22 protein-coding genes are annotated in these 24,583 nt (G+C 73.5%); 6 read left to right on the top strand and 16 right to left on the bottom strand.

The genetic code is table 11. The features are described from left to right. Positions 1-22: 22 nt before the first annotated feature. From ACFWIA_RS15175 to ACFWIA_RS15140, 8 genes are all read right to left on the bottom strand, one after another. The gene (locus tag ACFWIA_RS15175) at positions 23-427 is read right to left on the bottom strand and encodes a hypothetical protein (protein ID WP_387004370.1); all 405 of its coding nucleotides are present in this window, start codon (positions 425-427) and stop codon (positions 23-25) included. Between the two features lie 51 nt (positions 428-478). Further along, positions 479-1,333: a metallophosphoesterase family protein gene (locus ACFWIA_RS15170; protein ID WP_387004367.1), complete on the bottom strand. Its 855-nt coding sequence runs from the start codon at positions 1,331-1,333 to the stop codon at positions 479-481. A gap of 211 nt (positions 1,334-1,544) precedes the next feature. Further along, positions 1,545-2,078, bottom strand: a complete 534-nt coding sequence (locus ACFWIA_RS15165) for a kinase (protein WP_387004364.1) — start codon at positions 2,076-2,078, stop codon at positions 1,545-1,547. A gap of 3 nt (positions 2,079-2,081) precedes the next feature. Then, positions 2,082-2,450, bottom strand: coding sequence for a VOC family protein (locus ACFWIA_RS15160; protein WP_387004362.1), 369 nt, complete (start codon positions 2,448-2,450; stop codon positions 2,082-2,084). A gap of 60 nt (positions 2,451-2,510) precedes the next feature. After that, entirely contained in the window at positions 2,511-3,911 is a 1,401-nt protein-coding gene (locus ACFWIA_RS15155; RefSeq protein WP_387004359.1) for an FAD-dependent oxidoreductase, read from the bottom strand. Further along, positions 3,904-5,091 carry an MAB_1171c family putative transporter gene (locus ACFWIA_RS15150; protein ID WP_387004357.1) on the bottom strand — a complete coding sequence of 396 codons (1,188 nt, stop codon included), beginning with the start codon at positions 5,089-5,091 and terminating at the stop codon, positions 3,904-3,906. Before ACFWIA_RS15150 ends, ACFWIA_RS15155 begins: the two co-directional genes overlap by 8 nt. Beyond that, entirely contained in the window at positions 5,088-5,696 is a 609-nt protein-coding gene (locus ACFWIA_RS15145; protein ID WP_387004354.1) for a toxin, read from the bottom strand. Before ACFWIA_RS15145 ends, ACFWIA_RS15150 begins: the two co-directional genes overlap by 4 nt. Then, entirely contained in the window at positions 5,693-6,322 is a 630-nt protein-coding gene (locus tag ACFWIA_RS15140) for a hypothetical protein (protein ID WP_387004351.1), read from the bottom strand. Before ACFWIA_RS15140 ends, ACFWIA_RS15145 begins: the two co-directional genes overlap by 4 nt. 731 nt (positions 6,323-7,053) lie before the next feature. On the opposite strand from ACFWIA_RS15140, the gene ACFWIA_RS15135 reads away from it, so the two are divergent. Then, positions 7,054-7,974 (top strand): S-4TM family putative pore-forming effector, encoded by a 921-nt coding sequence (locus tag ACFWIA_RS15135; protein ID WP_387004348.1) that lies wholly within the window; start codon positions 7,054-7,056, stop codon positions 7,972-7,974. A gap of 34 nt (positions 7,975-8,008) precedes the next feature. Here the strand turns inward: ACFWIA_RS15135 and ACFWIA_RS15130 are convergent, their stop codons facing one another. Both ACFWIA_RS15130 and ACFWIA_RS15125 read right to left on the bottom strand, forming a co-directional pair. Beyond that, positions 8,009-13,138 (bottom strand): hypothetical protein, encoded by a 5,130-nt coding sequence (locus tag ACFWIA_RS15130; RefSeq protein ID WP_387004345.1) that lies wholly within the window; start codon positions 13,136-13,138, stop codon positions 8,009-8,011. Continuing rightward, a complete protein-coding gene (locus ACFWIA_RS15125; protein WP_387004343.1) occupies positions 13,131-14,603 on the bottom strand; it encodes a tetratricopeptide repeat protein in 1,473 nt (490 codons plus the stop codon). Before ACFWIA_RS15125 ends, ACFWIA_RS15130 begins: the two co-directional genes overlap by 8 nt. A gap of 513 nt (positions 14,604-15,116) precedes the next feature. Here ACFWIA_RS15125 and ACFWIA_RS15120 point away from each other — a divergent pair. The 4 genes from ACFWIA_RS15120 (at position 15,117) to ACFWIA_RS15105 (ending at position 18,649) form a co-directional block, all read left to right on the top strand. Continuing rightward, positions 15,117-15,716, top strand: coding sequence for a TetR/AcrR family transcriptional regulator (locus ACFWIA_RS15120; RefSeq protein ID WP_387004340.1), 600 nt, complete (start codon positions 15,117-15,119; stop codon positions 15,714-15,716). Beyond that, positions 15,706-16,329: a hypothetical protein gene (locus ACFWIA_RS15115; RefSeq protein ID WP_387004337.1), complete on the top strand. Its 624-nt coding sequence runs from the start codon at positions 15,706-15,708 to the stop codon at positions 16,327-16,329. The genes ACFWIA_RS15120 and ACFWIA_RS15115 overlap by 11 nt, the downstream gene beginning before the upstream one ends. After that, positions 16,322-16,954 carry a GNAT family N-acetyltransferase gene (locus tag ACFWIA_RS15110; protein ID WP_387004334.1) on the top strand — a complete coding sequence of 211 codons (633 nt, stop codon included), beginning with the start codon at positions 16,322-16,324 and terminating at the stop codon, positions 16,952-16,954. Before ACFWIA_RS15115 ends, ACFWIA_RS15110 begins: the two co-directional genes overlap by 8 nt. Positions 16,955-17,188: 234 nt before the next feature. Further along, entirely contained in the window at positions 17,189-18,649 is a 1,461-nt protein-coding gene (locus tag ACFWIA_RS15105; protein ID WP_387004446.1) for an MFS transporter, read from the top strand. Positions 18,650-18,682: 33 nt separating this feature from the next. Here ACFWIA_RS15105 and ACFWIA_RS15100 read toward each other — a convergent pair whose 3' ends face one another. Next, positions 18,683-19,336 (bottom strand): HAD family hydrolase, encoded by a 654-nt coding sequence (locus ACFWIA_RS15100; RefSeq protein WP_387004331.1) that lies wholly within the window; start codon positions 19,334-19,336, stop codon positions 18,683-18,685. 79 nt (positions 19,337-19,415) lie between these two features. Beyond that, positions 19,416-20,231, bottom strand: a complete 816-nt coding sequence (locus tag ACFWIA_RS15095; RefSeq protein ID WP_387004328.1) for a LysR substrate-binding domain-containing protein — start codon at positions 20,229-20,231, stop codon at positions 19,416-19,418. A 58-nt stretch (positions 20,232-20,289) separates the two neighbouring features. On the opposite strand from ACFWIA_RS15095, the gene ACFWIA_RS15090 reads away from it, so the two are divergent. Then, positions 20,290-20,691 (top strand): DUF5997 family protein, encoded by a 402-nt coding sequence (locus ACFWIA_RS15090; RefSeq protein WP_387004325.1) that lies wholly within the window; start codon positions 20,290-20,292, stop codon positions 20,689-20,691. Here ACFWIA_RS15090 and ACFWIA_RS15085 read toward each other — a convergent pair. The 4 genes from ACFWIA_RS15085 to ACFWIA_RS15070 all read right to left on the bottom strand — a co-directional run bounded on the left by ACFWIA_RS15085 (position 20,688) and on the right by ACFWIA_RS15070 (position 24,439). Then, complete coding sequence (locus ACFWIA_RS15085; protein ID WP_387004322.1) at positions 20,688-21,848, bottom strand: LLM class flavin-dependent oxidoreductase; 1,161 nt, start codon at positions 21,846-21,848, stop codon at positions 20,688-20,690. The genes ACFWIA_RS15090 and ACFWIA_RS15085 overlap by 4 nt on opposite strands. A gap of 64 nt (positions 21,849-21,912) precedes the next feature. Next, positions 21,913-22,338, bottom strand: coding sequence for a lasso peptide biosynthesis B2 protein (locus tag ACFWIA_RS15080; protein WP_387004319.1), 426 nt, complete (start codon positions 22,336-22,338; stop codon positions 21,913-21,915). Beyond that, positions 22,335-22,592, bottom strand: a complete 258-nt coding sequence (locus ACFWIA_RS15075) for a PqqD family peptide modification chaperone (protein ID WP_387004316.1) — start codon at positions 22,590-22,592, stop codon at positions 22,335-22,337. The genes ACFWIA_RS15080 and ACFWIA_RS15075 overlap by 4 nt, the downstream gene beginning before the upstream one ends. Positions 22,593-22,609: 17 nt before the next feature. After that, positions 22,610-24,439, bottom strand: a complete 1,830-nt coding sequence (locus tag ACFWIA_RS15070; protein WP_387004313.1) for an asparagine synthase-related protein — start codon at positions 24,437-24,439, stop codon at positions 22,610-22,612. Positions 24,440-24,583 lie beyond the last annotated feature (144 nt).

The following is a 24,583-nucleotide window of genomic DNA, read 5'->3' as shown; positions in this document are numbered from 1 at the left end:
GGGGGCGCCGGCGTCCGGCGGGTCAGGTCCGGCGGCGCTTCGGCCGCGGGGGCGGCCCGTAGGCCCGGGCGAGGGCGGTGCGGACGGCGATGCGGCCGGCCGCCCGGAAGGACCCCGGACGGGAATCCACCTCGTGGATCCGGATGCCGCGCAGCACCACCGCCAATGCCGGGGTGGTGCTGCCCAGCTCCGCCAGTTCCTCGCGGACGCCCGCGGCGAGCGCGGTCCGGTAGGCGGTCAGCTCGTCCGGGCCGAGGTCCCCGTGGGTGGTGAGGTCGGCGGCCACCTCGCACACGATGCCGTCTTCCCAGGGCTCGAAGTCCACGGTGACCTCGGCGAAATCGGAGGGGCAACTGCTCTGGCGCGCGTAGACGGCCCGGACACCCCGGACGGGGTGCGGAGGGAACGTTCTGACCTCGGATTCCATGCACTCACGGTAGTCCGCGGGGCACGGTCCCGCGTCGGCTGCCGGCTCGGATCAGGCGGGTGCGACGCGGTCGGTCCGCGGTGCGGGCCCGGCGAGGATGCGGCACAGTCCGGCGGGCGCGGTCGGCCGACTGCGCCACTCGCGGGGATAGCCGAGCGACACCTCGCGGTGCGGCACTCCGTCGCAGTGGATGGTGCGCGGGATGTGCAGGTGTCCGTAGACCACGGCCGCCGCGCGGTACTTGGTGTGCCAGTCGGCCGTGGCCTCGGTGCCGCACCACAGCGCGAACTCGGGGTAGCGCAGCACGCGGGTGGGCTCGCGCACCAGGGGGAAGTGGTTGACGAGCACGGTGGGCAGTTCGGGGTCGATCCGGTCCAGCCGGTCGCGGGTGTAGTCCAGTCGGGCGCGGCACCACGCCTCACGGCTGGGGTAGGGGTCGGAGTGCAGCAGGTACTCGTCGGTGGCGACCACACCGGCCTCGTGCGCCACTTCGAGCGCTCCGGCCTTGGTGAAGGTGCCGGGGGGCCGGAAGGTGTAGTCGTAGAGCACGAACAGCGGGGCGATCGCGACCGGGCCGGTGGCGCCCTGCCAGACCTCGTACGGGTCCTCCGGTGTGACCACGCCGAGTCCGCGCAGGGTGTCGACGAGGTGGCGGTAGCGTTCCTCGCCCCGGAGCTGGACGGGATCGTTGGGCGGGGTCCAGAGCTCGTGGTTGCCGGGGGTCCAGATGACCTTCGCGAAACGCTCGCTCAGGATGCGCAGCGCCCAGACGACGTCCTCGAAGGTCTCCGCGACGTCTCCGGCGACCACGAGCCAGTCGTCGTCCGACTCCGGCCGTAGTCCCTCGACGATGTCCCGGTTCTCGGTGTAGCGCACGTGGAGGTCGCTGATGGCTAGCAGGCTCATGTCAGCGGCTCCATCGAACCGTGTTGGGCATCCTCGTACACCGTTCCCCCGTTCCCGCTCTGCGTCCTGGTGTCCAGGCGCGCCGCCCCGTCGCTCGTCCCCGGGCGGGGACGGCAGGTGTGCAGCACACTCTACGTGTTCCTCCTCCGCGGCCGATCGGGTGAAGTGGCCGCGGCGTCGGGGCCGTTGTGACGCCGGACGGCTGCTCGGGTCAGCTTTCCGGGGCGTGGCGTCGGGCCAGGCCGCTGTCCCGTAGGACGCGGTCGACCGTCTGGTCGAGGGAACTGTCGGCGTCGACGAGGGCCTCGATGCCACCGGGCAGCAGGTCGAGCGGTCGGTACCAGTCGCGCATCTCGGCCTCCCCGTAGGCGAGCGCCTCCGGTTTCGTCGCGTGTCGGGTGAGGGTCTCCCCGAACGGGACGTCCAGGTAGTAGGCGTGGGTCCGGCCGCGGTGGTCGGCGTGCAGTGCGGCGATCATGTCGCCGTAGTGGTCGGCGTACAGGATGCCTTCGAGGACGACGTGGTAGCCGGCGTCCAGGGCGTAGCGCACGGTCAGGTCGATCAGGCCGATGTTGGGGGCGTGGGGCCGGTCGGGTTCCCGCAGGACGGTGCGGCGGAGGTTGTCCTGACCGACCAGGGCCAGGCCGCGGCCGAACCGGGCGCGCAGGCCCTCGGCGACGGACGACTTGCCGGAGGCGCTGTTGCCGCGGAGCACGATCAGCCGGGGTGCGGAGGTGTCCGGCACCGGTCAGTCGCGGCTGGTGTCGATGACGCAGAAGCGGTTGCCGTCCGGGTCCGCGAGCACCACGAAGTCGGGGTCGGGCGGGTACGCGTCCCAGTCCACCCGGTGGGCGCCGAGGGACAGCAGCCGGTCGACCTCCGCCGCCTGGTCGGCCGCGTCCTGCGCGTACAGGTCCAGGTGCACCCGGGGGTGGCTCTGCACCGGGGTGCGGCTGCGGCCCAGGGACAGCTGGGGACCGTTCCCGTCCGTGGGGACCAGCACCACCCAGTCGTCCGTCATCTCCTCCCGGGGGACGTACCCGAGGGCTTGCGTCCAGAAGGCTGCGGCACGCGGCACGTTCGAGACGCCCAACACCGTGGATCCGATTCTCAGCATGCGCCTTCCTACCGTGGACCGGTCCCCGCCCGCCAGCCGACATCCGCTGCGGGTCCGGTGTTAGGGGAGGGCGGCGTCGCGTTCGGCGTCCGCCAGTGGGGGGCCGGGCAAGTGCGGGGTCTTGGGGCCGAGCAGCATGGGGATGAGCATGTCGGGCGAGAGGAGGCGGGTCGCCGGTCGCTCCAGGCTCATCACGTCGAGCAGGGCGCCGAGGGCGCGCGGGCTGCGGGCCCCGGTGGCGACGGCCCGGTCCACGAAGCGGGCGAGGCACCGTTCGAGGGGGGTGGGGGGCGTTTCGGCGGCACCCGGGTAGAAGGCGTCCTGCCCGACGGCGAGGTCCCAGGCGGCGGAGACGGGGCGGACCACGGCGCGCTGGAGTCGGCGGGCGGTGCCGGGGGCGGTGAGCGGCGTGCTGGCGAGCGTGTCGCGCACGGCGAGGGCGCTCTGCGCGGCGACGGTGAGGCCGTGGCCGTAGACGGGGTTGAATCCGGCGATGGCGTCGCCCAGCACGGTGAAGCCGTCGGGCCAGGGGTTCATCTTCTCGAAGTAGCGGCGGCGGTTGGCGGTGGCCCTGGTGGTGTCCACGTCGCCCAGCGGGGTCGCTTCCCTGAGCAGTTCGCCGATGACCGGGTCGTCGAGGCCGAGCGCGAAGTCCACGAAGCCGGCGGGGTCGCCGGTGGGTTCACCGCCCCGGGTGCCGGCGAGGGTGACGATCCAGCGACCGCCCTCGATGGGCAGGATGATGCCGCCCCGGCCGGGTGCCTTGGCGGGATTGGCCTGCACGTTGACGAGGGGGAAGGCGATGCCCGCGGTGGTGCCGGGGGCTCGGTAGAGCCGGGTGGCGTAGGTGACTCCGGCGTTGACCCGGCGCTCGGTGACCGTGGGCAGCCCCAGGGCCTCCAGCCATGCGGGGGCGTGGGAGCCACGGCCGGAGCCGTCGACGACGAGGTCGGCGGTCAGCACCTGTTCCTGGTCCGCGCTGCGCACGCGCAGGCCCGTGACACGGGTGCGGTCACCGGTCAGGCCGAGGACGGTGGTGTGCTGGTGGAGCGTCACCCTGGGGTCGGCGAGGACCCGTGTCCGCAGGGCCCAGTCGAGGAGGTCCCGGGAGCACACCAGATTGCGGTGGGGGGTGGCCGTGAAGCGCCGGAACCATATCTCGTTCGGGGCGCGGGAGACCATGTCGCCCATGATGCGCGGGAGTCGGCCGCCGTGGGCGACGATGTCGTCGACGAGGCCGGGCAGCAGGCGGTTGAACGCCTTGACGCCGCCGCTCCACACCACGTGCGCGTGGCGCGCCTGGGGGACTCCGCGGCGGGGCTCGGGGCCGTCCGGGAGCACATCGCGTTCCACGACCGTCACGTCGGCGAACTCGGCCAGTGCGGTGGCCGCGAACAGGCCCGTCGCGCTGGCCCCGATCACGAGGGCCGTGGGGCGGCGGGCCGTTGCTCTGTCACGCATGGGTGTTCACGCCTTCTCTGCGGGACACCCGTCGGCGGAGGGTGTCGATGGCTCGGGGGTGGTGCATGGCTCGGGAGATGTCGTGGATGTGGTTGCTGACGTCCGCGTTGACCTGCACGGGGTCCGTGGGGCAGCGGTGGCCCGCACGGTGCCGTTCGATGGCGACGGTGACGGCCACCGCGCCGGCGAGGCCGATCGCCCGGTCCTCGTCGTGGTCGGAGCGGGCCAGTTGATGGGCGAGGCGGTGGAGTTCGCGGTCGATGTGGGGGGCGAGCAGCCGCAGTGCGTCGTGGATCTGCTGCTCCCGCTGGAGCAGCCGGAGGTCCAGGGGTGCCCAGCGGCCGAGGCGGGCGGTCGCCGCGGAGGGAGTGGCGGTCCGCAGCGCCCGCCACAGGGGGAGCAGGCCCCGGTGGTCGCGCCGGTCGCGGGCCCGCCGGAGCAGGAAGGGTCCGATCTGGGGGACGATGAATCCGATGGCCGTCAGGACTCCCTGGAGCAGTGCGAAGGGCGGCGCGACCCGGGTGCTCAGATGGTCCCAGTCCGTGCCGCACCAGCGCGCGACGATGGCACAGAGCTTGATCACGTCGTACACCAGGCCGGAGGCGAAGCCGAGTTGGAGGAGGACGACGCCCGATTTCAGCCAGCGGTTGGTGACTGCGGGCGACCACTTCCACAGCATGGAGGAGGCGACGAAGCAGGACGCCGTGTGGGCGGCGAGGTAGAGGAGGATGTGTTCGCGCATCCACGGGGTGCTGGCGTAGTAGGTGTCCAGGTCGTAGATGCGTTCCGCGGGGGCGTGGGCGAGGAGGAAGGTCACCCAGAGGGCGACCGTGATTCCGGCGTAGATGAGATGGATGCGGCGCATTCTGCGTTGCCGGCTCTCGCTCGCTTCCTCCCGCCATCGCGTGATCATGGTGAGGCTGGTGGCGCAGGACGCCGTCAGGAACGAATAGGCGCTGGGCGAGGCGATGTTCGGGATGCCGGTGAACTCGTTGAGCCGGTGGATGTTGACCGGGGTGATGATGACGTAGACCACGGAGGCCAGGGCGAGGAGCAGGGTGGTGGCCCGGATGTCGGGGTCCCGCCAGGCGCGCACGAAGGTGGGGAACTTCAGGGCCACCGCGATGAGCAGCAGGGCGGTGGGCAGGAGGTAGGGGATGTGGAAGGCGGGGACCGTCACAGAATGCGTCCCCGGCGGTTGATGAGCGAGCGGTTGATCCGGCCTTCGACCGTCGTCATGGTGACGGGACCCTCCGCGTGGCGGCCCGTCATCCAGGTGCGGACCTCACGGCCGAAGAGCAGGCCGAACGTCTCCGCGTCGACCTCGTGTTCATCGGTCGAGTCGGAGCGGGCCGCCACCACGTGCAGCGCCTCGCGGGGGACTTCCTCGGCGGCGAGCACCTCTTCGGCGGCCCGCTGGACGGCTCGTGACAGGTCGTGTCCGGTGCCGAGCGTACGGCCCGCGGCGGGCAGGCCGTGACCGTGGCCGTGGTCGCCCTGTTCCTCGTGCCACAGTTCGTGCCCGAGGATGACGAGTTGCGCCTCGGGCACGGTGCCCTCGTCGACGACGACGAGGGAGCGTTCACCGCAGTCCAGGCGCATGCCGGACACCGGGATGTCGGAGGGGAAGGCGCGGAAGACGAGTTGCACCGGCTTGCCCCGGCGGACGCTCATGGCGCGGCAGAACTCGTGCATCACCGTTTCCGGGTCGGCCGGTCGCCGTACCGTCTTCGCCGCTTCCTTGCCCAACGCGACGAGGAGGGCCTTCATCGCCCTGGTGCTCATCGGACCGTGCCGCCTCGGTCGATTCCTTCCGGTTCTTCGGGCAGCACCGACCTCAGGACCCCTTCCAAGAGCCGTTCCAGCTGCTCGCGGGTCATGAACCCGTACGTCCGCAGGTCCGTGGACTTCACTCCGTACCGGTCCATCAGTGCCTGCACGGGGTCCGCCGCGGGATCCTCCAGGGTGCGCAGGAGGGGTTGCAGGACCCGGTTCAGCGCCTCGTCGGCCTGAGCGGTGAAGAACGCCTCTCCCCCGTCGACCCCGAAGAACTCCACCAGGCCGTGCAGGAATTCGACGCTGGGCACCTTCCTGCCGTCGCACACCTGGCGTGCCCAGTACTCGGAGACGCCGAGGCGCCTGGAGATCTCCGCGACGAGTTCCGACATCTTCCTCCCGGTGCGCCGCAGGTTGATCTCGGCCAGGGTCCTGATCCGGGTGCGGACCCGGTCGTTGACCGTGTCCGCCGGCGGACTGCCGCCGTCGAGGAGGACACGGACCTCGGACTCGGCCAGTGCCGTCCTGGCCGCCAGTTCCGCGACGTCGAGGAGTTCCGGCCTCTTCAACCCCCGCGCTGCGATGAGCGCTTCCAGGCGCTCAAGCGTCGCGGAGAGCGACGGGACTGGTTCCACCGAGGTACTCCCAGGGATCGGGATCGATAGGGGTGTCGTGCGCACACGACACGGTACCGCGCCGCCCCAGGCCCCTCAACGATCGTTTCCTAGCCGAAAACTATCGTTGACACCTTGCGTCGGCGCATAGCAATATCCCCGGCAGTGGAAGCGAATCGTCCGGGAAACCGGGCGCGTTGGCTTCCGGGCGGCGTTCCGTCCCGCAGCAACCGCGTGGAGATGCGCACTTGTTCACACCCCGGAGATCGGGCGGCACCGACCACAGCCTGCGCTGGCCGCCGACCCGGGTGGGCACCGCAGGGGTGCCGTGCGCCCGCTCCACCGTCGTGGCGGCAGCGTCGCCACGCGCGGGACGACCGAGCCGGATCCGCCGTCGCACGGGGTGACCCCAGCACCCGCCGCGGTGGAGTCGGCGTGCCCCGGGGTGCCGTCTATGGGGGGCGGCATCCCGGAGCGGTTCGCCGCGCCCGGTTCGCCCACCCTCGCCCGCCCCGTCGGAGGTACCACGATGATCCGCTCCCGTCTGACCGAGCCCGACCGCCCCGGGCACTGTCCGGCGCCGCTCCCGGCATGCCGCGAACCCTCCTGGACGGTCCTTCCGGCCCCGTAGCCACGGCGGTTCGCCCGGCGCCGTCACGCGGTGCGCCCCGCGCGGCTTCCCCTCGGTCAGGGTGGGTAGCCATTCGACCCGGAGCGGCGGAGCACCGCCCTCGACGAGGCCAGGGGGCAGTGTGGGTTCTTCCGCGTCGAGCGGCATCGGCCGGCGTCAGAACGAGTCCGGGGCGTTACGCCTCCTGCGGGCCGCGGACGTCTCGCACCGGCGGGCCCAACGGATCGAGGCGTGGCACCGCACTGTGTCGTTCCTGCTGGCCGCGGGTGCCCTGGTCACCCTGGCCGTCCCGGCGGCCGGCACCACGGTGTCCCTCGCCGGTCTGGTGTGGGCGCTCCTCTACGCGGCGTGGGCCAGCCAGTGGGCCGGGAACGAGTTCCACCGGGCGGCCGTGCTCCAGGAGCTCTTCGACACCGAGATGTTCGGACTGCCGTGGAACCCGCTCGTGGCCGGCGCACCGCCCTCCGCCCAGGAGATCAGCCGCTTGTCACGGAGCTTCCGCGGCTCCGACGACCGGCTGCGCGACTACTACGAGATCGGTGACCTGCCGTCCCCGTGGGACGTGTTCGCCTGCCAACTGCAGAACCTGGGTTGGGGCTCCCGCATCCGCCGGCGGTACGCGACCGTGGTGGCCTGGGTGCTCGTGCTCTGGTGTGCCGGCGGAGTGGGCGTCGGCATCGTCAGGGACATGAGCATCACTTCGGTGCTCACCGACTGGTTCGTCCCCTCGCTCGGACTGCTGCTGCTCGGAGTCGACGTCTACCGGTCGCAGCGCGACACGGTCACCGCGCGGGAGCACGCCTACGCCCTCCTGCGCGAGCAGGTGGAACGCCATGCCGCGGCGGGGGCGCCGGCGGCCGAGCTGCCCGCGCTGCTGGCGTGGGCGCGACAGGTCCAGGACGTCCTGCTGCACACCCGGCTCGGTCAGGCGCGGGTGCCCAACTGGTTCTTCCGGCGGTTCCTGGAAGCCGACCGTGCCGACTTCGCCGCCGACCTCGCCGACCTGCGGCGCCGGGCCGCCGCCGGAGGCGCCGAGGAGTGACGAGCCGGGGCCGCGCGTCGTGCCCCCGTGCGCCTCAGGGCCGGGGGCGCGCGGAGTCCCCCTCGGGTTCGGTGCCCTCGCCCCGGCCTCCCAGGGCGTCCACCACCTCCGTCACGTCCTGCGCCGACCGGTGTGCGCCGTGGGTGGCCAGCCAAGCGCTGCCGCGCCGTACGGTCTCTTCGACCTGCCAGACCGACAGGGGCCGGCCCGCCAGCAGGCGTACCGCGCACGGGAGCGAACCGCGCTGCTCGTTGAGGGCCAACCAGGCCACCAGGTCGTCGGTCATGCGTTGCTGCCAGGTGCGGTGTCCCAGCAGACCGGTGAGGTGCTCCGGTCGGGCGAACATCGCCTGCGCGAGGTAGGGGGCCGAGGGCACCGCGTGGTGCCGGTCCCACCACGTCCGGGCGTGATCCATCACCACCTTCACCTGCTGCTCGGTGAGGTCCGGGCGCTCCGCGAGGCGCTGGAGCAACCGTCCCACCGTCTGCTCCCCCGCAAAGTCCCCCACGGTGATCAACGCCTGGTCGATCACCGTGGGGATCCGGGCGGCGTCCAGGGCCGGGCAGCGCAGCAGCCCTTCCACGACCTGGGTCTCGCGTTGCCAGGGCAGCGCCCCGTTCAGCAGGGTGAACGCACGGGCCACCACGGCCGCATGGCCCTCGGCCCCCTCCAGCCGGGGCAGCAACTCCTGGAGCAGGGCCGCGGTCTCCTCCACGGGCGGTGGGGGTTCGGCACGGACCCAGGCGGCCCCGGCGGCGACGGCAGCCCCGAGGGTGTCCCCGTCCAGGTCGGTCCGGTCCAGCAGGAGGCGGACGAGTCCGCCGGTGTACTGGTTGCTCGGGTGCTCCCCGAGCCAGCCGCGGACGGCGGCGGCGAACCCGGCGTGCTCGTCGTCCGTGGTGACGAGGTCCTTGCGGGCCGCCCAGCCCTTGAGGACGTAGACCGCGGAGGGCGCGTCGCCGTGGGCGCCCAGCCATTCCAGGGACTTCTCCACCGCCGTCCGTTGGTCCGGGGCGGCGGACCGGCGCAGCGACAGGAAGGACTGGAGCATCAGGGGCTTGCTGACGTCGAGGTCCCCGTGCGCGTAGAGGCTCCAGCCGTGTGCGAGGAGTTCTTCCCGTTGTTCCGCGTCCAGTTCGAGGGTCAGGCAGGCCCGTAGGAGGCGCACGTGGAGGTTGCGGGACGCAGGGGGGATCTTCGGCGTCCTCGCCAGGTGCTCCAGTTGCTTCAGTGCATGGCCGATGCCCCGCCTCAGCTGCTCGCCGTCGGGCGGCAGGCGTTTGAAGGTGGTGAGGAGGCGTTGGGTCACGTGGATGCCGGTCGGGTGGGTCGCGTTGGCGTCGAGCCAGGCCAGGGTGTACTCGCAGGTCGCGGACCGTTCGTCCCTGCGGAGGTCGGCATGGCTGAGCAACGGCTGGAGCACCACGGTGGCGTTGGGGCTCGCCCGGTGCAGGTCCAGCCAATCCAGGGCCCGTCGGACCACCGAGGGGGAGGTGCGCGGCGCGCCGTCGGGCAGGGCCAGCAGGGACCCGAGCACGGCGAACGCCGGATAGGTGGAGCCGTGGTCCTTGAGCCAGGTGCCCATGGCGCTGGCCAGCCCGACCGCCTCCGGCGACCGTTCCCGGGACGCCGGGCGTTCCCCGGCGGTCGGCGGCTCGCCGTTCGGCCCCGGCCAAACGACCCGGGCGGGTCGCCGGCTCCGCTTGCGGACCAGGTCCAGGGTCCGGCTGATGGTCGCGGGGGTGACCGCCTCGTCGGGCCAGGAACGCAGCCACCGCTGGGCCGCCGCGGCCAGCCGGTTCCCGCAGTCGTCGGGTATCAGCTCGCCCGCTTCCGCCACCAGGTCGGTGAGGACCCAGATCGCCGAACGCCGGGCGTAGTGCTCCTCCAACCAGCTCACGGCCAGCCGTGCGGCCTGCACTTGATCGTCGGTCCGGCCGCGCCGGTCGAGGAACACACCGGACAGGACGTGTGAAGCCTGGGGGTTGTCGCCGTTCGCCAGGAGCCACCGGCGGGCGGTGCCTGCCGCTTGGCGGTGCACGTCGGGGGGAACGTCACGCCGGCTGAGCAGCCACTTGAGGACCTCGTTGGAGGTGGGCTCCAGGGGGTGCCGGGCGAGGTGGTCGGCACCGAGTTCGACGGCCCGCTCGAACGTGCGCTCGTCGATGTCGCGTCGGGACAGGACGGCCGCCAGCACGGGCGCGTTGCTCACCGCTCCGGGCGCCGCCTCGGTCTCCTCCAGTGCGCGATCGGCCAGGGGCTGGGTGCGCTCCGGGTCCGCCGACGTCTGGACCAGGGCGGCGGCGAGCACGTGGTTGGGGCGCAGGTCGGGGTGGGCTGCCAGGAAGGTGTCCGCATGTCTCAGGCCCTGGTCCCGGAGCGGGCCCCGCATCTCCCGGTGCCGGCGGAGCAGCCAGCGCAGGACCTGTTCGGCGGCGGGTTCACCGGCGTGCTGCTCCAGCCAGCCCAGGGCGGTGTCGACCAGGGTCTCCCGGAGTTCGTTGCGGTCCTGGTAGAGGCCGCGGGCCAGGAGCAGCGGGTCGGCCGGGGTCGACTGTTCGCGGGCGAACCACGGTTGGGCGAGCTGGGTCCAGTAGACCTTGGTGATGCGGTGCCAGGGCCGCACGTACAGCAGGACCTCCAGGGCGCCCGCGGCGGCCAGGGTCGACGCGGCGAGCAGGTGTCCGAGGGCAGCGGCGTGTTCGTCCATCCACCCGGTGCACTGCTCCACCATGTGCCCACGGGTCGTTTCGTCGGCGGTGGCGTGCGACACGCTGATGGACCAGGCCGTGTGGGCGACGGCGACCGGGTCCGCCGCCGCGGCGTCCAACGCCATGCCCAGGCCGGGGCCGCCCGGCCCGGTGCGGGCCATCTGCGTGAGGAGTTGGTCGGCGGCCGTGCGGTGCGGGGTGACCAGGAACTCCTGGCCCTCCGCCGAGTTCTGTTGGTGCAGCAGGCCGCAGTCGAGCAGGGCGGAGACCAGGGCGGAGGCGCTGGTGGGGGCGGCGGTGCCCAGACCCCTGGCGGTCGCGGTGAGGGCGGTGGCCACCACCGCGGTGAGACGGTCGCGGGCCAGGGGCGCGGCGGCGAGGGCCGCGCCCGCGGGCAGCACGGCGGCCAGCGACGCCACCGGGTCGCCGGGGCGGCCCGACAGATGGGCGCCGAGGGCGTCGAACAGGGAGTCCGGCACCTCGTCCGCGGAGCGCGCGGCGGTGAGCAGCGGGGCCCAGACGAGGGGGACGGCGGGCGGCAGCGGGTCGCCGAGGGAGTCGTGGAGCCTGGCGCGCAGTGCGGAGGTGCCTCCGTAGCGCTGGCGGGTGGTGGGGTCGACGGCCCCGTTCAGCACGTGCCGCAGCAAGCGGCTGCGGAAGGCCGGTTCGGAGGGCATGCGGTGCTGCCGCGGGAAGAGCACGTCGATGCCCCGGCGGTTGGCCTGGTACACGATGCCGCCCGGGCGGGTGGCGGCGAGGAGGGTCACCCGGAGTCCGCCGTACGCCCGTTCGTTGAGGAGGTCGCGGAGTCCGACGAGGTCGAGGCTGGGGAACCGGTCGATGCCGTCGATGACCAGCAGGGCCGTGGAAGCCCCGGTGGCGGCGCAGGCCCGGGTGACCCGGTCGGTCAGTTCGTCGACCAGGTGTCCGGTGGACAGGGCCGCCTGGGCGGGGATGCCTCCGTCCGCGCCGCCCAGGTAGAACGCAGGCACGCCGTTGTCCTCGGCGCGGGCGGCGGCCTCCAGGCACCATCGGGTCTTGCCGGTGCCGCCGGCTCCGATGAGGAGCACGCCGGTGGGCAGCCCGGTGGTCGTGTGCGGAGGGACGAGGTCCTGCGGGCCGGGCAGCTTGCCCGTCGAGAGCCAGGGCAGTTCGTCTTCCAGGAGCATGCGGCCCCGCACGGCTGCCACGACCTCGGCGTGCCGGTGCAGGAGTCGTGGGCGGACGGGTGCCGTCGCCCGTGCGGACGGGGTGACCTCCTGGACGAGGTCACCGGGGGTGCTCGGCTCCGGGTGGCGTGCCAGGGCGGCGCCGGCGGCGTGCGCGGCCAGCCGGGCGAACCACCACCGGGCGGGGCCCAGGGAGGTGAAGGAGGTGTGCACGAGTGCCCGGGCGACGATCGACCACAGGTAGGAGCCGGTCCAGAGGTCGACCCGGCCGCGCAGGAGGGTGCGGCACTCCTCGGTGATCGCGCGGATCGTGGTGTCGATGCCGCGGCCGACGCTCGTGGCGGGCTCGCCCAGTGGGTCCACGACGAGCCGGATCAGTTCGTCGGCCTCGCCCGAGGTGGGGTCGATCCGGGCCGCCCTGGGCAGTGCCACGGACAGCACCAGGGCGGCGATGTCACGGCCCAGCGGGGCTTCCTCCCGGTAGTCGGCCAGGTCGATGAGCCACTGCTGACCGGCGAGCGGGCGGCCACCGCGCACGGCGACCAGGGCGTTGCCCAGGTGGAGGTCTCCGTGTGAGCGTCCGGCCGGGAAGTCCAGGCCCCGTGCGCCCGGTTCGCTGCCCTGCTCGATGAGGCGGCAGGGGTTGGGGAGGATGGTGTTGCCGTCGTGCTCCCGTACCCAGGGGCCGGTGTGGGCGAACGTTCCCACCCCGTCCGGCCATTGGTGTTCCCGCACCGCCAGGGGCAGGAGTTCGGCCAACTCCTCGGCCAGGTAGGCGCCGACGGTGGTGGAGCGCAACCTCAGCGACCCCGGCGTCGGGTTCCAGCCGCCGAGGAGCAGGCGGACCAGTTCCCCACAGGTGTCGGGGAGGAAGGCGGGGTCGACCTCGCCGAGCGGCACGACCTCGTCCGTGCTGGCGGGGAACCCCTGGAACATCAGGCAGTTGCCGTCCCCGACGTCGAGGGACGGGTAGGGCTGCGGAACGAGGTGTGCGGCGGCGAACTCCTCCGGGACGGACCGTCGGGCCTCGTCGTGCCGCTGGGCCTCGGTGGCCTGCCGGGGGGACGGCAGGAGTTTGACGACGAGCCGTTCGTCGCGGCCGTCCCGGTGGGTGACGACGATCTGGACGAGGACCGCCCCGCTGAAGCCGGACCGGTCCCAGCGTTCCGCGCGGGCCCGGACGGTGGCGCCCCGTTCGGCCCAGTACTCGTTGAGTTTCCGGGCGACCCCCTCGGTGAGGAGTTCACGCAGTCCGGCGTCACCGGGGTCTCTGAGGTCATCCACGGGGCCTCCCCTGCGTCCTCGCCCGGGCCGCGCCCCCGGCCGTCGCCGTCCACTCGGTCAGCAGCCGTTCGGCGGTCCGGGTCTGGGCGTGTGCACCGCCCTGGACCTGCTGTCTGCGCGCCACGACCAGGGTGAGGTCGGCCAGGGCGCCCGGGAGGTCTCCCCCGTCGTGCCGGACGACGGCCAACTGCTGTCGGGCCGCGAGGGAGTGCGGATGCGCGGGGCCGAGTCGCTGTTCGTACTCGGTGGCGGTGTCGGCCAGCAGGGTCACCGCCTCGGGGCGCCGACCGGCCGCGACGAGGGCGACGGCCAGGTTGCGGCGGGCCGCAGCGACCTCGCTGCTGTCCGGGCCGCGCAGCGCGGTCCGGTGTTCCAGGACCTGCCGCAGTACGGTGAGCGCCCCCGCGGAGTCCCCCACCGCCGTGAGCGCGGTCGCCAGCCGTGTCCGGAAGTCGAGGGCGATGCGGGAGGTCGGGCCGTGGGCGGCCGTGGCGGCGGCGATGAGGATGCGGTACTCGACGACGGCGCCGACGTGGTCCCCGCTCGCGGTCCGGACCGTGGCCAGCCGGGCCCGGAGGGACAGCACCTTGCGGTGTGCCGGGTCGGACGTCCGGAGTTGGGCTTCGAGGGCGGCTTCGATGGTCGCGGACGCGCCGCGGTGGTCTCCGGCCGCTTCCTGCCAGTGGGCGAGACGGCGACGGACCGCCGCGAGCCGCGTCGGTGCGACCTCGGGGTGCTGCCGCAGTACGTCGGCGAGGTCGGCGATTTCCTCCGCGGCGGTGGACCGCTGCCCCAACTGGCCCTTGACCTCGGCGCGTGCGAGCCGGGCGGTGACGAGGAGCGGGGTGTGGACCGGGAGCACGGCGCTCCAGCGGGCGACCAGGTCGTCCAGGGCGCGGACGACGGGGGGTGCGGCCCCGGTCGCGTCGGCGGACCGCCGTAACAGGTCGTCCGCTTGCGGGTCGTCGGGGGCGAGCGCGGCGAGCGCGGCCACCAGGTCGTCGGGGGCGGGGGCGCCGTCCTCCGGCGCCGGCGGCGTGACGCCGCCGGACGCCTCGGCCGCGACGCGCTCCGCGCGGGCGCGCAGGGCGGCTTCCTTCTCGCGGTTGCCGGCGCGGCCGTACGCCCGGCTCAGTTCGTCCAGTTGCGCCGCCGCCTCGACGAGCGCACTGATGTCGTGCAGGGCGTGCGCCAGTCTGCGTCGGGTGGCGAGGGTCCGTGGATGGTCCGGGCCCACCGTGTCGAGGTGGGCGGTGAGCATCGCGCGCAGCTCGGTCACGGCCCGGGTGGAGTCACCGGTGTGGACGAGGAGGTCGGCGATCCTGCCGCGGGTGGCGAGCGCTTCACCGCTGGTCTCGCCCTTCGCCCGGATCTGGAGCGAGAGCAGTTCCTCCAGGAGTGCCCTGGCCCGGTCGTGTTCCTGGTGCGCCACCAGCCAGTGCACCAGGCGCAGACGGATCTTCACCGGGTCCTTGTGGAGGGGGTCTCCGGTTCGTAACCACTCCGCGAGGACTGCACCGAACTCGTGCACCGCGCGGGCGGTCTCGCCCTGTTGCCCCAGTCGCTCCGCCGCCGCCGTTCTGGTCGCGAGATCCCCTGCCCTGTTCGCACCCTCCCGGGCGGGCTCGGCGGCCCCCGGTCGCCCCCCGCTGTCCTCGTCGCCCCCGCCGTCTCCGCGTTTTCCAGGCGTGCCCATGGCCACTGTCGTCCCCCTGTCCCCGGGTCCCTCGGTGCGGGACGCCGGTCGTGTCCCCGCCGGGTTGTGGGGTGCTACCCAGGCGTCGACGTCCCTAACGTGCCGTTGCAGGGTGCACGGGCGCGGCCCGGTGGGCGGGGCGCCCGCCCGCGGTCGCACGGAGCCCTCGGTGCGCGGCAGCCCGGCGGAGGAGGGCACGACAGCGGTCCCGGGGTCCGTCCACCTCGAAAGACCATGGGGGTGTACTGGCAGTACACCCCCATGGTGTGTACTGTTGATCTCATGACTCCACCCCTTCCCAGGTTCCACCGCCTACCCCCGGAACAGCGGGCCGCGATCCTCGCCGTCGCACGCCGGCACTTCGCGGAGCACGGGCCGCAGAACGCCTCGTACAACCGGATCATCGAAGCGGCGGGCATCTCGAAGACCGCCGCCTACCACTACTTCGACGGCCGCGAGGACCTGCTCACGGCCGTGCTCGACGACGTGCTGGCACGTCTGCTCGGGGCCCTCGGCGCCTGGACGCCCGTCGCGGACGCCCCGGCGTTCTGGGCACGACTGGAGGTGGACGCGGACACGCTCTCCCGACACCTCGTCGAGCACCCCGACGATCTGGCGCTCGCGCCGGCCGCGGTCGCCCAGGACGGGGGAACGGCCTGGCGGGACTGGTTCGGCGCACTGGTCACCGACGGGCAACGGCTCGACGTGATCCGCACGGACGTCGACCAGGACCTGCTGGTCACCCTGACCATCGCCACCTTCTCGGCCGCTGACGAGTGGACCCTCACCGGGCTGGCGGCCGGCCGGGAACCCGACCGCGCACAGGTGTGGACCCTGTTGCGGGGACTGTGGGGACGGGAGGCGGGCGGACGTGCGCACTGACCTCGACACCGACTGGCACATCCCGCCCACGCCCGAGGGCGCGGCGGGGTGGCTGGAGCGGTTCATGGGACCGGGGAAGTCCCGCTCGGAATCGGCCGTGGAGCTCGGCGGGGGCGCGCTCTGCGCGGTGCTGCTCGCGGCCGGCCTCTGGTCCCCTGCCGCCTCCGGCCTCCGCGAGTCCTGGTCCACCGTCCAACTCGTCGTCGTGGCGCTCGCCGGGCTGGACCTCGTCGGAGGCGTCCTCACCAACGCGACCAACGCCGCCAAGCGCTGGTACCACCGCCAGGCACCGGGCGTCCGGCGGGCCCGGCTCCTGTTCGTCGGAGCCCATCTGCTGCACCTGGCCGTACTGGGCACGGTGGTCCTGGAGGGCGACGCGGGCTGGATGCTGGGCAACGCCGCGCTGCTCCTCGCCGGCGCCGCTGCCGTCGAGTTCGCCCCCGTGCACCTCAAACGCCCGGTGGCGATGGGGGCGTGGATGGCGGCGGTGCTCGTCAACGTCTTCTGGCTCACGGTGCCCGCGGCGCTGCTGTGGTTCGCGCCGCTGTTCTTCCTCAAGCTGCTGGTGTGCCACTTGGTGCCCGAGGCTCCGCTGCGGAGGCGTGATGGCTGAGGGCGACACCTTCCAGGAGCAGGAGGGAGCGCGCCGGGAACTCGACGGCTCCGCCACCGTGGGCGACTGCGTCTCCGTCCTGGCCGCTGCGTTCGCCCGGGAACCGGCGACGCACTGGATCTGCGGCACCTCCACACCGGTGCGGGAGCGCTGGTTCGCCTCGACGCTGGCCACGCACGCCACGCTGCCCGGCGCCCGGCGGCTCGCCCTCGTCGACGAGCGGGGACGTCCGGTGGCCGCGGCGGTCCTCACCGCCCCGCACACCGCGCCCTCCGTCGGGGCGCGGACCGCCTGGGTGGCGCGCACCGCGCTGCGCTGCGGACCGGCAGCGCTCGGCCGCACGCTCAAGTACCTCCAGGTCACCGAGGAGGAGACGCCCGCCGGGGCGTGGACCCTGGAGTTCATCGGGGTGGTGCCCGACCATCGCGGCCGGGGGGCGGCCCGGCGCCTCCTCGACCACGTCCTCAGCACGCTCCCCGCGCCGGACGGCGTCTTCCTCACCACCGCCGATCCGGCGAACGAGTCGCTGTACCACCGCTTCGGTTTCACCACCCTGCGACACCTGGGCGTCGGCCCGCTCACCACGGTGGCCATGTGGCGACCGCACCTCCGCGACGGCGGTTGAGCGGCCTCACCCCACGGGGCTCGCGTTGCGCAGTGATCCCGATCGACCTATATCAGGAGGAAGCGGAGCGTTCCGTCTCGAACGTTCGCCGTCGCGTCCGGGTACGTCCGTACCCGGACGCTTCCGGGCCGTGAAGGGATGGCACGTGCCGTGGCTGACCCTACTGACCCCACTGACCCCGGTGATCCTGCTGACGCCGGCGGGCCGGTTCGTTCCCGGTCGACCCGGTGGGCGATGCTCGCGGTGCTGTGCGCCAGCCTGCTCCTGGTGGCGATGGACGCCACCATCCTCAACGTGGCCCTGCCGTCCCTGATCGACGACATGCGCCCCTCCGCCCTCCAACAGCTGTGGATCATCGACGTCTACGGGCTGGTGCTCGGCGGTCTGCTCGTCACCACCGGTGCCATCGGTGACCGGTTCGGACGCAAGCGGCTGTTCCTCGCGGGTTTCGTGCTGTTCGGCGTGGCCTCGGTACTGGCGGCCACCTCCGACAGCCCCACCCAGCTCATCGCGGGCCGGGTGCTGCTCGGTGTGGGCGGGGCGATGGTGATGCCCTCGACGCTGTCCCTGATCCGCAACATCTTCACCGACCCCCACGAGCGGGCCCTGGCGATCGGCTTCTGGGCCGCCGTGGCGGGCGCGGGCGCCGCGATCGGCCCGCTGGTAGGCGGCCTCCTGGTGGAGGAGTACGGCTGGTCAGCCGCCTTCTGGGTGAACGTCCCCGTCGTCGTGGTCACCGTGGCCGCCGGGATCTGGCTGCTGCCCGAGTACAAGGCGGCCGGCACGCATGCGCTGGACTGGGCCAGTGCGGTGCTCTCCGTGGTCGGCATCGTGGCGCTGGCCTGGGGCATCAAACACGTCGCCAAGAACGGACCGGCCGCCACCGGGGTGGTGATCCTGATTCTCGGAGCACTGGTGCTCACCGTCTTCGTGCTCCGCCAACTCCGGCTACCGGACCCCTTGTTGGACGTGCGCTTGTTCCGCAGCCATCCGTTCACCGCCGCCGCGCTGGCCACCCTCATGGCCATGCTGGCCGCCGGTGCCGCACTGTTCCTCGTCTCCCTGTGGCTCCAGTACGTCCACGGTTACTCGCCGTTCGAGGCGGGCCTGCGGACCCTGCCGGTGGCCCTGGCCACCCTGGTCGGATCGCTGGCCGCGCCCCGGCTGATGCACGCGGTGGGGGTGCGGCCGGTCATGGGTGCCGGGTTGCTCGGCATGCTCGCGGGGTTCCTGCTGCTGGCGCTCTCCCCGGAACCGACCTCGTACGTCTACGTCGCCGTGTTCCTGGTGACGTTGGGCCTCGGCGACGGTCTGGCGATCACCACCTCCGCCTCCGTGCTCGTCTCCGCGGTGCCCCCGGAGCGGGCCGGGCAGGCGGGCGCGGTCTCGGAGACCTCCTACGAACTGGGGGTCGGCCTCGGGGTCGCGCTGTTGGGGTCGATCCACGGCGCGCTCTACGCCGATCTGATGCCCGGGGCCGCGCCCGAGGCGGCGCGCGAGTCGATCGGCGGCGCCGCGGAGTCCGCCGCCGCACTCGGCGGTCCGGTGGGCAGCCGGCTGCTGGAAACGGCGCGGAGCGCCTTCGACCAGGCGCTCACCACCACCGCGTACGTCTCGGCGGGGATCGTCGCCGTGGTGACCGTACTCGTGCTGTGGCTGGTGCCCAAGAACTTCAGGGCCACCGGCAGCCACTGACGGGCTCCCGTGCGTCAGCCGGGAGGCACTCGCCTACGGGCGGGAGGGGGCGTCGCGCAGCAACGGGGCCAGCGCCTGCTCCAGGTCGGCCACCTCCCGGTAGAGCACTCCCGTCGCGCCCAGGGCGATCGCGGCGTCGACGTTCTCGGACCGGTCGTCCACGAAGAGGCAACGGTCCAGCCGAGCGCCCACCCGCTCGGCGGCGAGCCGGTAGATGCCCGGGTCCGGTTTCACCATGCCCACCAGGCTGCTGTTCACCACGGACGTCGCGAGGTCCGTCAACCCCATGGCCGTCAGATCGCCGTCGAGCCAGACGGTCGCATTGGTCACCAGGACCAGGGGACACCGCCCCTGAAGGAGCCGCAGCACTCCCACCACCTGCTCGTCCGCCCAGAAGTCGGCCTCGGTGAAGGCGGTGGCCAGGGCCTCGGCCCGGGGGCGGGGCACCCGCGAGGCCAGCGCACCGGCGATGGACTCGGCCCACTGCGCCCGGGTGATCCGGCCGAGCAGCAGCGGCTCGTCGTGCTCCGGTGCGAATCCGACGGCCGCCGTCGTGCCCTCGGGGAGTCCCGCTTCCCGTTCCAAGCGCGTCACCACGGAGTGGTCGAAGAAGCGGATCACGCCGTCGAGGTCGCACAGGACGGCGTCGAAGGCGCGGTCGGACGGGACGGCTGGGGTGTTCGCCATGCGGTACACCTATCAGCGATCTCCCGTTCCCGGTAGGCGCCTTCGTTTCACGGTCGGGGGCGGGCGGAGCCGTGGACGGTCAGCCCCGTCGACGGGGCCGGCCGCCCTTGCCGCCGCCCCGGCTGCCCTTGGCCCCCTGGCTGCCCCGACCGCCGCCTTTGGTCCCCTTGCCGCCCTTGCTGCCGGAGCCCGTGCGGGTGCCCCGGCCGGCGGGCTTCCCCGCCGCGGCACCGCGGCGGGCCGTTCCCCCGGTGGACGGCTCCTCCGGGGTCCGCGCGGCGCCGCCGCGCCCCCGCCAACTGTTGACGGTGCGCCCGCGGACGATCCCGATGAACTCCTCCACCAGGTCGGTCGTGGCCTCCTTCGGCCAGGACAGCGCCACGCGCGACTCGGGGGCGTCCGGGACCGGGCGGAAGGTGAGGTCCTTGCGGTGGTGGAGCCGGGCGAGCGACTGCGGGACGATCAGGAGGCCGACACCCGCCGCCACCAGTTCCACGGCGTCCGCGGTGGTGGCCGGACGTTCCTCCGCGGCGCGGCCCGGCAGCCGCTCCCAGTCGAGCGTGTCGTCCTGGGGGTGCAGGACGAGCTCATCGGCCAGGTCGGCGCAGGACACCTCGTCGACCGCGGTCACCACGTGGTCCTTGGGGACCACGACCACCGTGGTCTCGGTGTAGAGCGGGATCGCGCTGAGGTCCTCCCCGTCGACGGGCAGCCGCACGAGCCCCGCGTCGGCACCGCCGTTCCGCAGCAGCGCCGGCGCGTCGGCGGCGGACACCGGGACCAGGGTCAGCGGAACGTCGGGGAGCCGTTCGGTCCAGACCCGCACCCACTTGGCGGGGATCACTCCCGGCACGTAGGCGAGCCGGAAGGAGGAGGGGGCCTGCGAGTCTGTCACCGGGCCAGGATAACGGCCGTGGTCAGGGGCGCCTCGCCCGCTGGTTACCCTGGACACCATGACGTCGCACCAGACCCCCCAGGCCATGAAGCCCGCGACCGCGGCGAAGAAGCTCGGCATCTACCTTGAGGCCACGCCCGCCGAGTTCCGCGCGGGTTCCGTTTCCCGTACGGAGCTCAACGCCCTCCAGGCCGATCCGCCGCAGTGGCTGCGGGACCTGCGGCGCGACGGGCCCCACCCGCGGCCGGTGGTCGCGGCGAAGCTGGGCGTGTCCATCTCCGGGCTGGCACGCGGCGGCGTCAGCGAGGCGCTCACCACCGAGCAGATCGACGCCCTGAAGCAGGAACAGCCCGAATGGCTCCAGAAGGAGCGCTCCACCCAGGCCGAGGTCCGCAAGGAGACGGCCCGGATCAAGGAGAAGCAGCGCGAGCAGGCGACGGCGGAGGGTGACCTCTCCTAGCTGACCTCCCTGGCTGGGCACCCGTGCCCCGCGCGATCCGCCCCCGCGCCGTCCGCGTCCCCGTCGTCCGCCCGTGCGTCCGCCCGCGCCACGTGCACCGGCGACGCGTCCTGCGCGTCCCGGGCGAGCGCACGGCGCACCCGGGGAAGCACTTCGGTGGCGAGCCGTCGCAGGCGGCGCACGGTCGCCGCGTCGTCGTCGGCGGCCTCGACCTGGCACAGGACCCGGCCGCAGCCACTGGTCCTGAGGTGTCCCAGCAACCGGCGCGTGCAGGTGTCCACGTCCCCCACGGCCTGGTGGGCGAGGAGCCGCTCGGCCATCCGCCGCACCCCCTCCTCGTTCCGCTCGGGCCCCCCGTCGGCCCCCGACGGGGGGCGGGCCCGGAGCAGACGGCGGGCGCGGTCGAGCATCAGCTCCCGGGCCCGGCGGGGCGAGTCGGTGACGTGGACGAGCAGCGAGAAGGCGTGGTCGTGACCGTGGGCGACCCGGCCCGCCGCAGCCGCCGCCCGGGCGTGCAGGGCGACCATCTCGGCCTTGGCCTCGGGCGTCTTGTCGAAGAGCATCATGAGCGGCATGCCTCGGGCACCGGCGACGGCGATCGTTCCCGGTGACCCCGCCGCCACGTACAGCGGGGGTCCGCCGGAGGTCAGGGGCGCCGGGGTGACCCGGTCAGCGGGGTGGGCGGTTCCCCCCGGGCGGCTCCCGGACCGCCAGGCGGAACGGATCTGGTCGAGACAGTCCCCGAGGTCGGGGCGCTCGCGGTCACGGGCGAAGACCTCGTAGGCGGTGGTGGGTGCGCCGCGCCCGACGCCGAGGGTGAAGCGGCCTCCCGAGAGCTGGTCGAGGAGCGCGGCCTGTTCGGCGACGTGGACCAGTGGGTGCAGCGGAAGCAGGGTGACCGCGGTACCGACCCGGATGCGGGGGCAGCGCCCCAGGAGGAAGGCCGCCAGGGCGAGGGCGGAGGGGGCGAGGGTCGTCCGGGAGAAGTGGTGCTCGGTGACCCACAGGTCGTCCAGGCCCAGGGACTGGGCTTCCTCGGCGAGGGCGAGGGTACGGGTGAACACCGTCGCATCGGACTGTCCGGTGCTCCGGGCACTGCTGAACAGCAGGCCGAAGCGCGGCGGGCGGGGGTCTGTCGGCGTGCGGAGGTCGGTCATGGGAGCCGTCCAAGTGGAGGGGAGCTGCCGGCGGTCGTCGGCGGAGGCCGGGGCGGCGGGGAGGTCAGACCGGGTCACGGTGCGGGACGGTCAGCACCACGTGGAACAGCCGGATGTCGTCCCGCTCCCCCACCGGCGCGCCCTCGGCCTCGACCCAGGCGTGGGCACGGAACGGTTCGGTGCGCACGCCCGTGCACCAGGTGGGCCAGGCTCCGGTGAGGCGGCACAGCAGCACGGTCGCCACGGAACGTTGCAGGCAGCCCTGTCCCGCACAGCGCACGCTGACCTGGACGACCGCGTCGCGGGCGGCGCGGGCCCGGTTCCGGGTGGCGGGCCGGCTGCCCCGGCGCAGCAACCGCAGCACCGCGTCGATCCGGTGGGGTGAGAGCCGGACGAGTACGGCGGCGACAAGCACGGCGCAGCGGGCGGCTGCCCGGTGGGTCGGCGGTGGGCGGTGTGCCGGGCGCTCCAAGCCGGTCGACATGCTCATGCTGTCACCAGGCGGCGGGCGACGAGGAGGGCGACGAAGGCGTCCACGTCGTCCGCGATCCGGGTCGCGGCCTGCGGATGGCGCCGGGCCAGGAGGTCGACCGCGGTGGCCCGGTCGTGCTCCAGCAGGAGCGTGAGGAGGGTGGCGCCGGTCGGGTTGAGCTGGAAGTAGCGGCCGTTGCCGCGGTCGAGGAGGACCGCGTTGCCGTTTTCGACGTGGGTGCGGGTCACCCGTGCGGCCAGGGTCAGGGACATCGTGCGCCTCCTGCGGGTCAGGGTGCCGGGGCGAGCCGCGAGCGGGCGGGCAGCGAGCGCAGCCAGGTCTCGCAGGCGAGCGTCCGGTCGAGGGGAACGAAGGTGAGGGAGCGGGGGTGCAGTCCGAGGATCGCGGTCCGGACGGCTTCGGCGTCGACGAGGCCGAGTCGGGCGAGGTGGAGGTCGTCGCAGAGTGCGGCGAGGGCGTGCTTGTGCCGGGTGAGGCCGGCGTACGCCTCTCGGCTGAACTCGGCCTTGGAGGCCCGGGTGAGCAGCCCGTCGGGGACCACCGTGCGCATCGCCGCGGCCAGCGGCGGTTTGTAGCGGGAGGTGTCGGCGCGGTCGGCGATCCGGAGGGACAGGACCGTTTCCAGGACCCGGTCGTCGAGGAACGGGGCGTGCCAGGGGACGCCGTGCCGGGAGGTGAGCTGGTCGAGTCGGCGGATGGTCCGGCCGCATTCACGGGCGAGTTCCAGGGTCATGTGCTGGGCCCGGTTCGGGGCCAGTGGCTCCGTCCCGGGTTCCCGTAGCGCCGTGCGGACCGCCTCGACGGCGTCCGGGGTCGCCCAGGGCGCCATGCGGACGGGGGTGCCCCAGCCGAACTCCGGGCGGCCCAGCCGCGGCGGCCAGGCGGTGACCGTGTCGGCGAGTCCGGCGAGCCAGTCGCCGTAGGAGGGGGCCCTCCCCAGGGCGGCCAGCGTGGGCAGCATCCGCCAGCGGTGCATGGCGGCGGTGGCCCGGATGTGAGGGAGGGCGGCCAGCGGATCGGTGCGGGCGAAGGCGTGCAGATGGGCGGGGAGCGCGGTGAACAGTTCGTCACCGCCGTGTCCGGTGAGGTGGCGGGTCGATCCCCGTTCGGCCATCAGCCGCACCTGGGCGAGTTGTTGGGCTTGGGTGCGGACGGACGGGAAGGGGCCTTCCGGTTCGTACGCGGGCGTGGTGACGTCCTCGTACCACGAGGGCACGGAGTCGTGGGGGGTGAGGACGTGCTCGGCGGCGGGGAGCGCACGGGTCGCTTCGCGTGCCCAGTGACCGTCGTCCTCGTCGTTGGCCGGGTCCATCGCCTCCCACCGGTTGGTCACCAGGCGGGCGGGGCCCCGGTCCCCGACGAGCAGGCACAGACTGGTCGAGTCGAGCCCTCCGGAGAGGTCGGCGCTGAGGGTGCCGCCGGCCCTGGTGCGCAGCGACACCGCCTGGGCGATCCGTACTCGCAGCAGTGCGGCGCCGTCCCGGGCCAGGGACAGGTGGGGCTCCGGCGGGGACCACCAGCGGCGGGTGCGGTGGGTGCCGTCGGGGAGTTGGTGGAGGTAGTGGTCACCGGGGAGGCAGGAGACTCCTTGCCAGAGCGGGGCCTCGCCCAGGGGCCAGGGGGTCACGGGGGCCAGCAGATGGCGGGCGAGCAGGTCGTGGGCGATCCCGGTTCCGGTGATCCGGGCCAGCAGGTCCGGCCGGTCGGCGGCGATGCTGACCCCGCACCAGGTGGTGTGGTGGATCTGCCGCAGTGCCGACACCGTGCCCTGGGCGCGGACGTGTCCGTCGAACGAGGCCACGAGGTGCGCGGCTCCCGGCAGGGTGCGGGCGAGGCGGTCGAGGTCGGACGGCTCGTCGTAGCCGCGGAGCGCGCCCCTGAGGGGGCCGGTGTCCGACGTGGCGCAGCCGAGCAGGACCAGTTGACGGGGTCCGGCCTGGACACGGACGAGGTCGCCGGGGTCCCACTCCCCCACGATCCAGGGCCGGCCCGAGGCGTGGGCCAGTACCTGCTGGTCCGCACCGAGGCCCTGAGGGGTGGTCAGACGTTCTCCGACGGCCGCGCCCGCGGGGCTGTCGGGGAGGATGACGAACGGCATGGGGCTGCCTTTCTCCGAGCGGGGCGGTTGCGGTCCCACCGGGGCGGGACCGCAACGCGAGGTGCGCCGCCGTCCCGTGCGCCCGGGTGTGGGCCCCGGCCGCCCCGGCGGCGGGGGAGGCGGCCAGGGAACAGGCCCCGCCGC

It is taken from the genome of Streptomyces sp. NPDC127068 (genome assembly GCF_042724695.1).
Taxonomy (GTDB): domain Bacteria; phylum Actinomycetota; class Actinomycetes; order Streptomycetales; family Streptomycetaceae; genus Streptomyces.
This window is presented reverse-complemented; position numbering and strand designations above follow the sequence as displayed.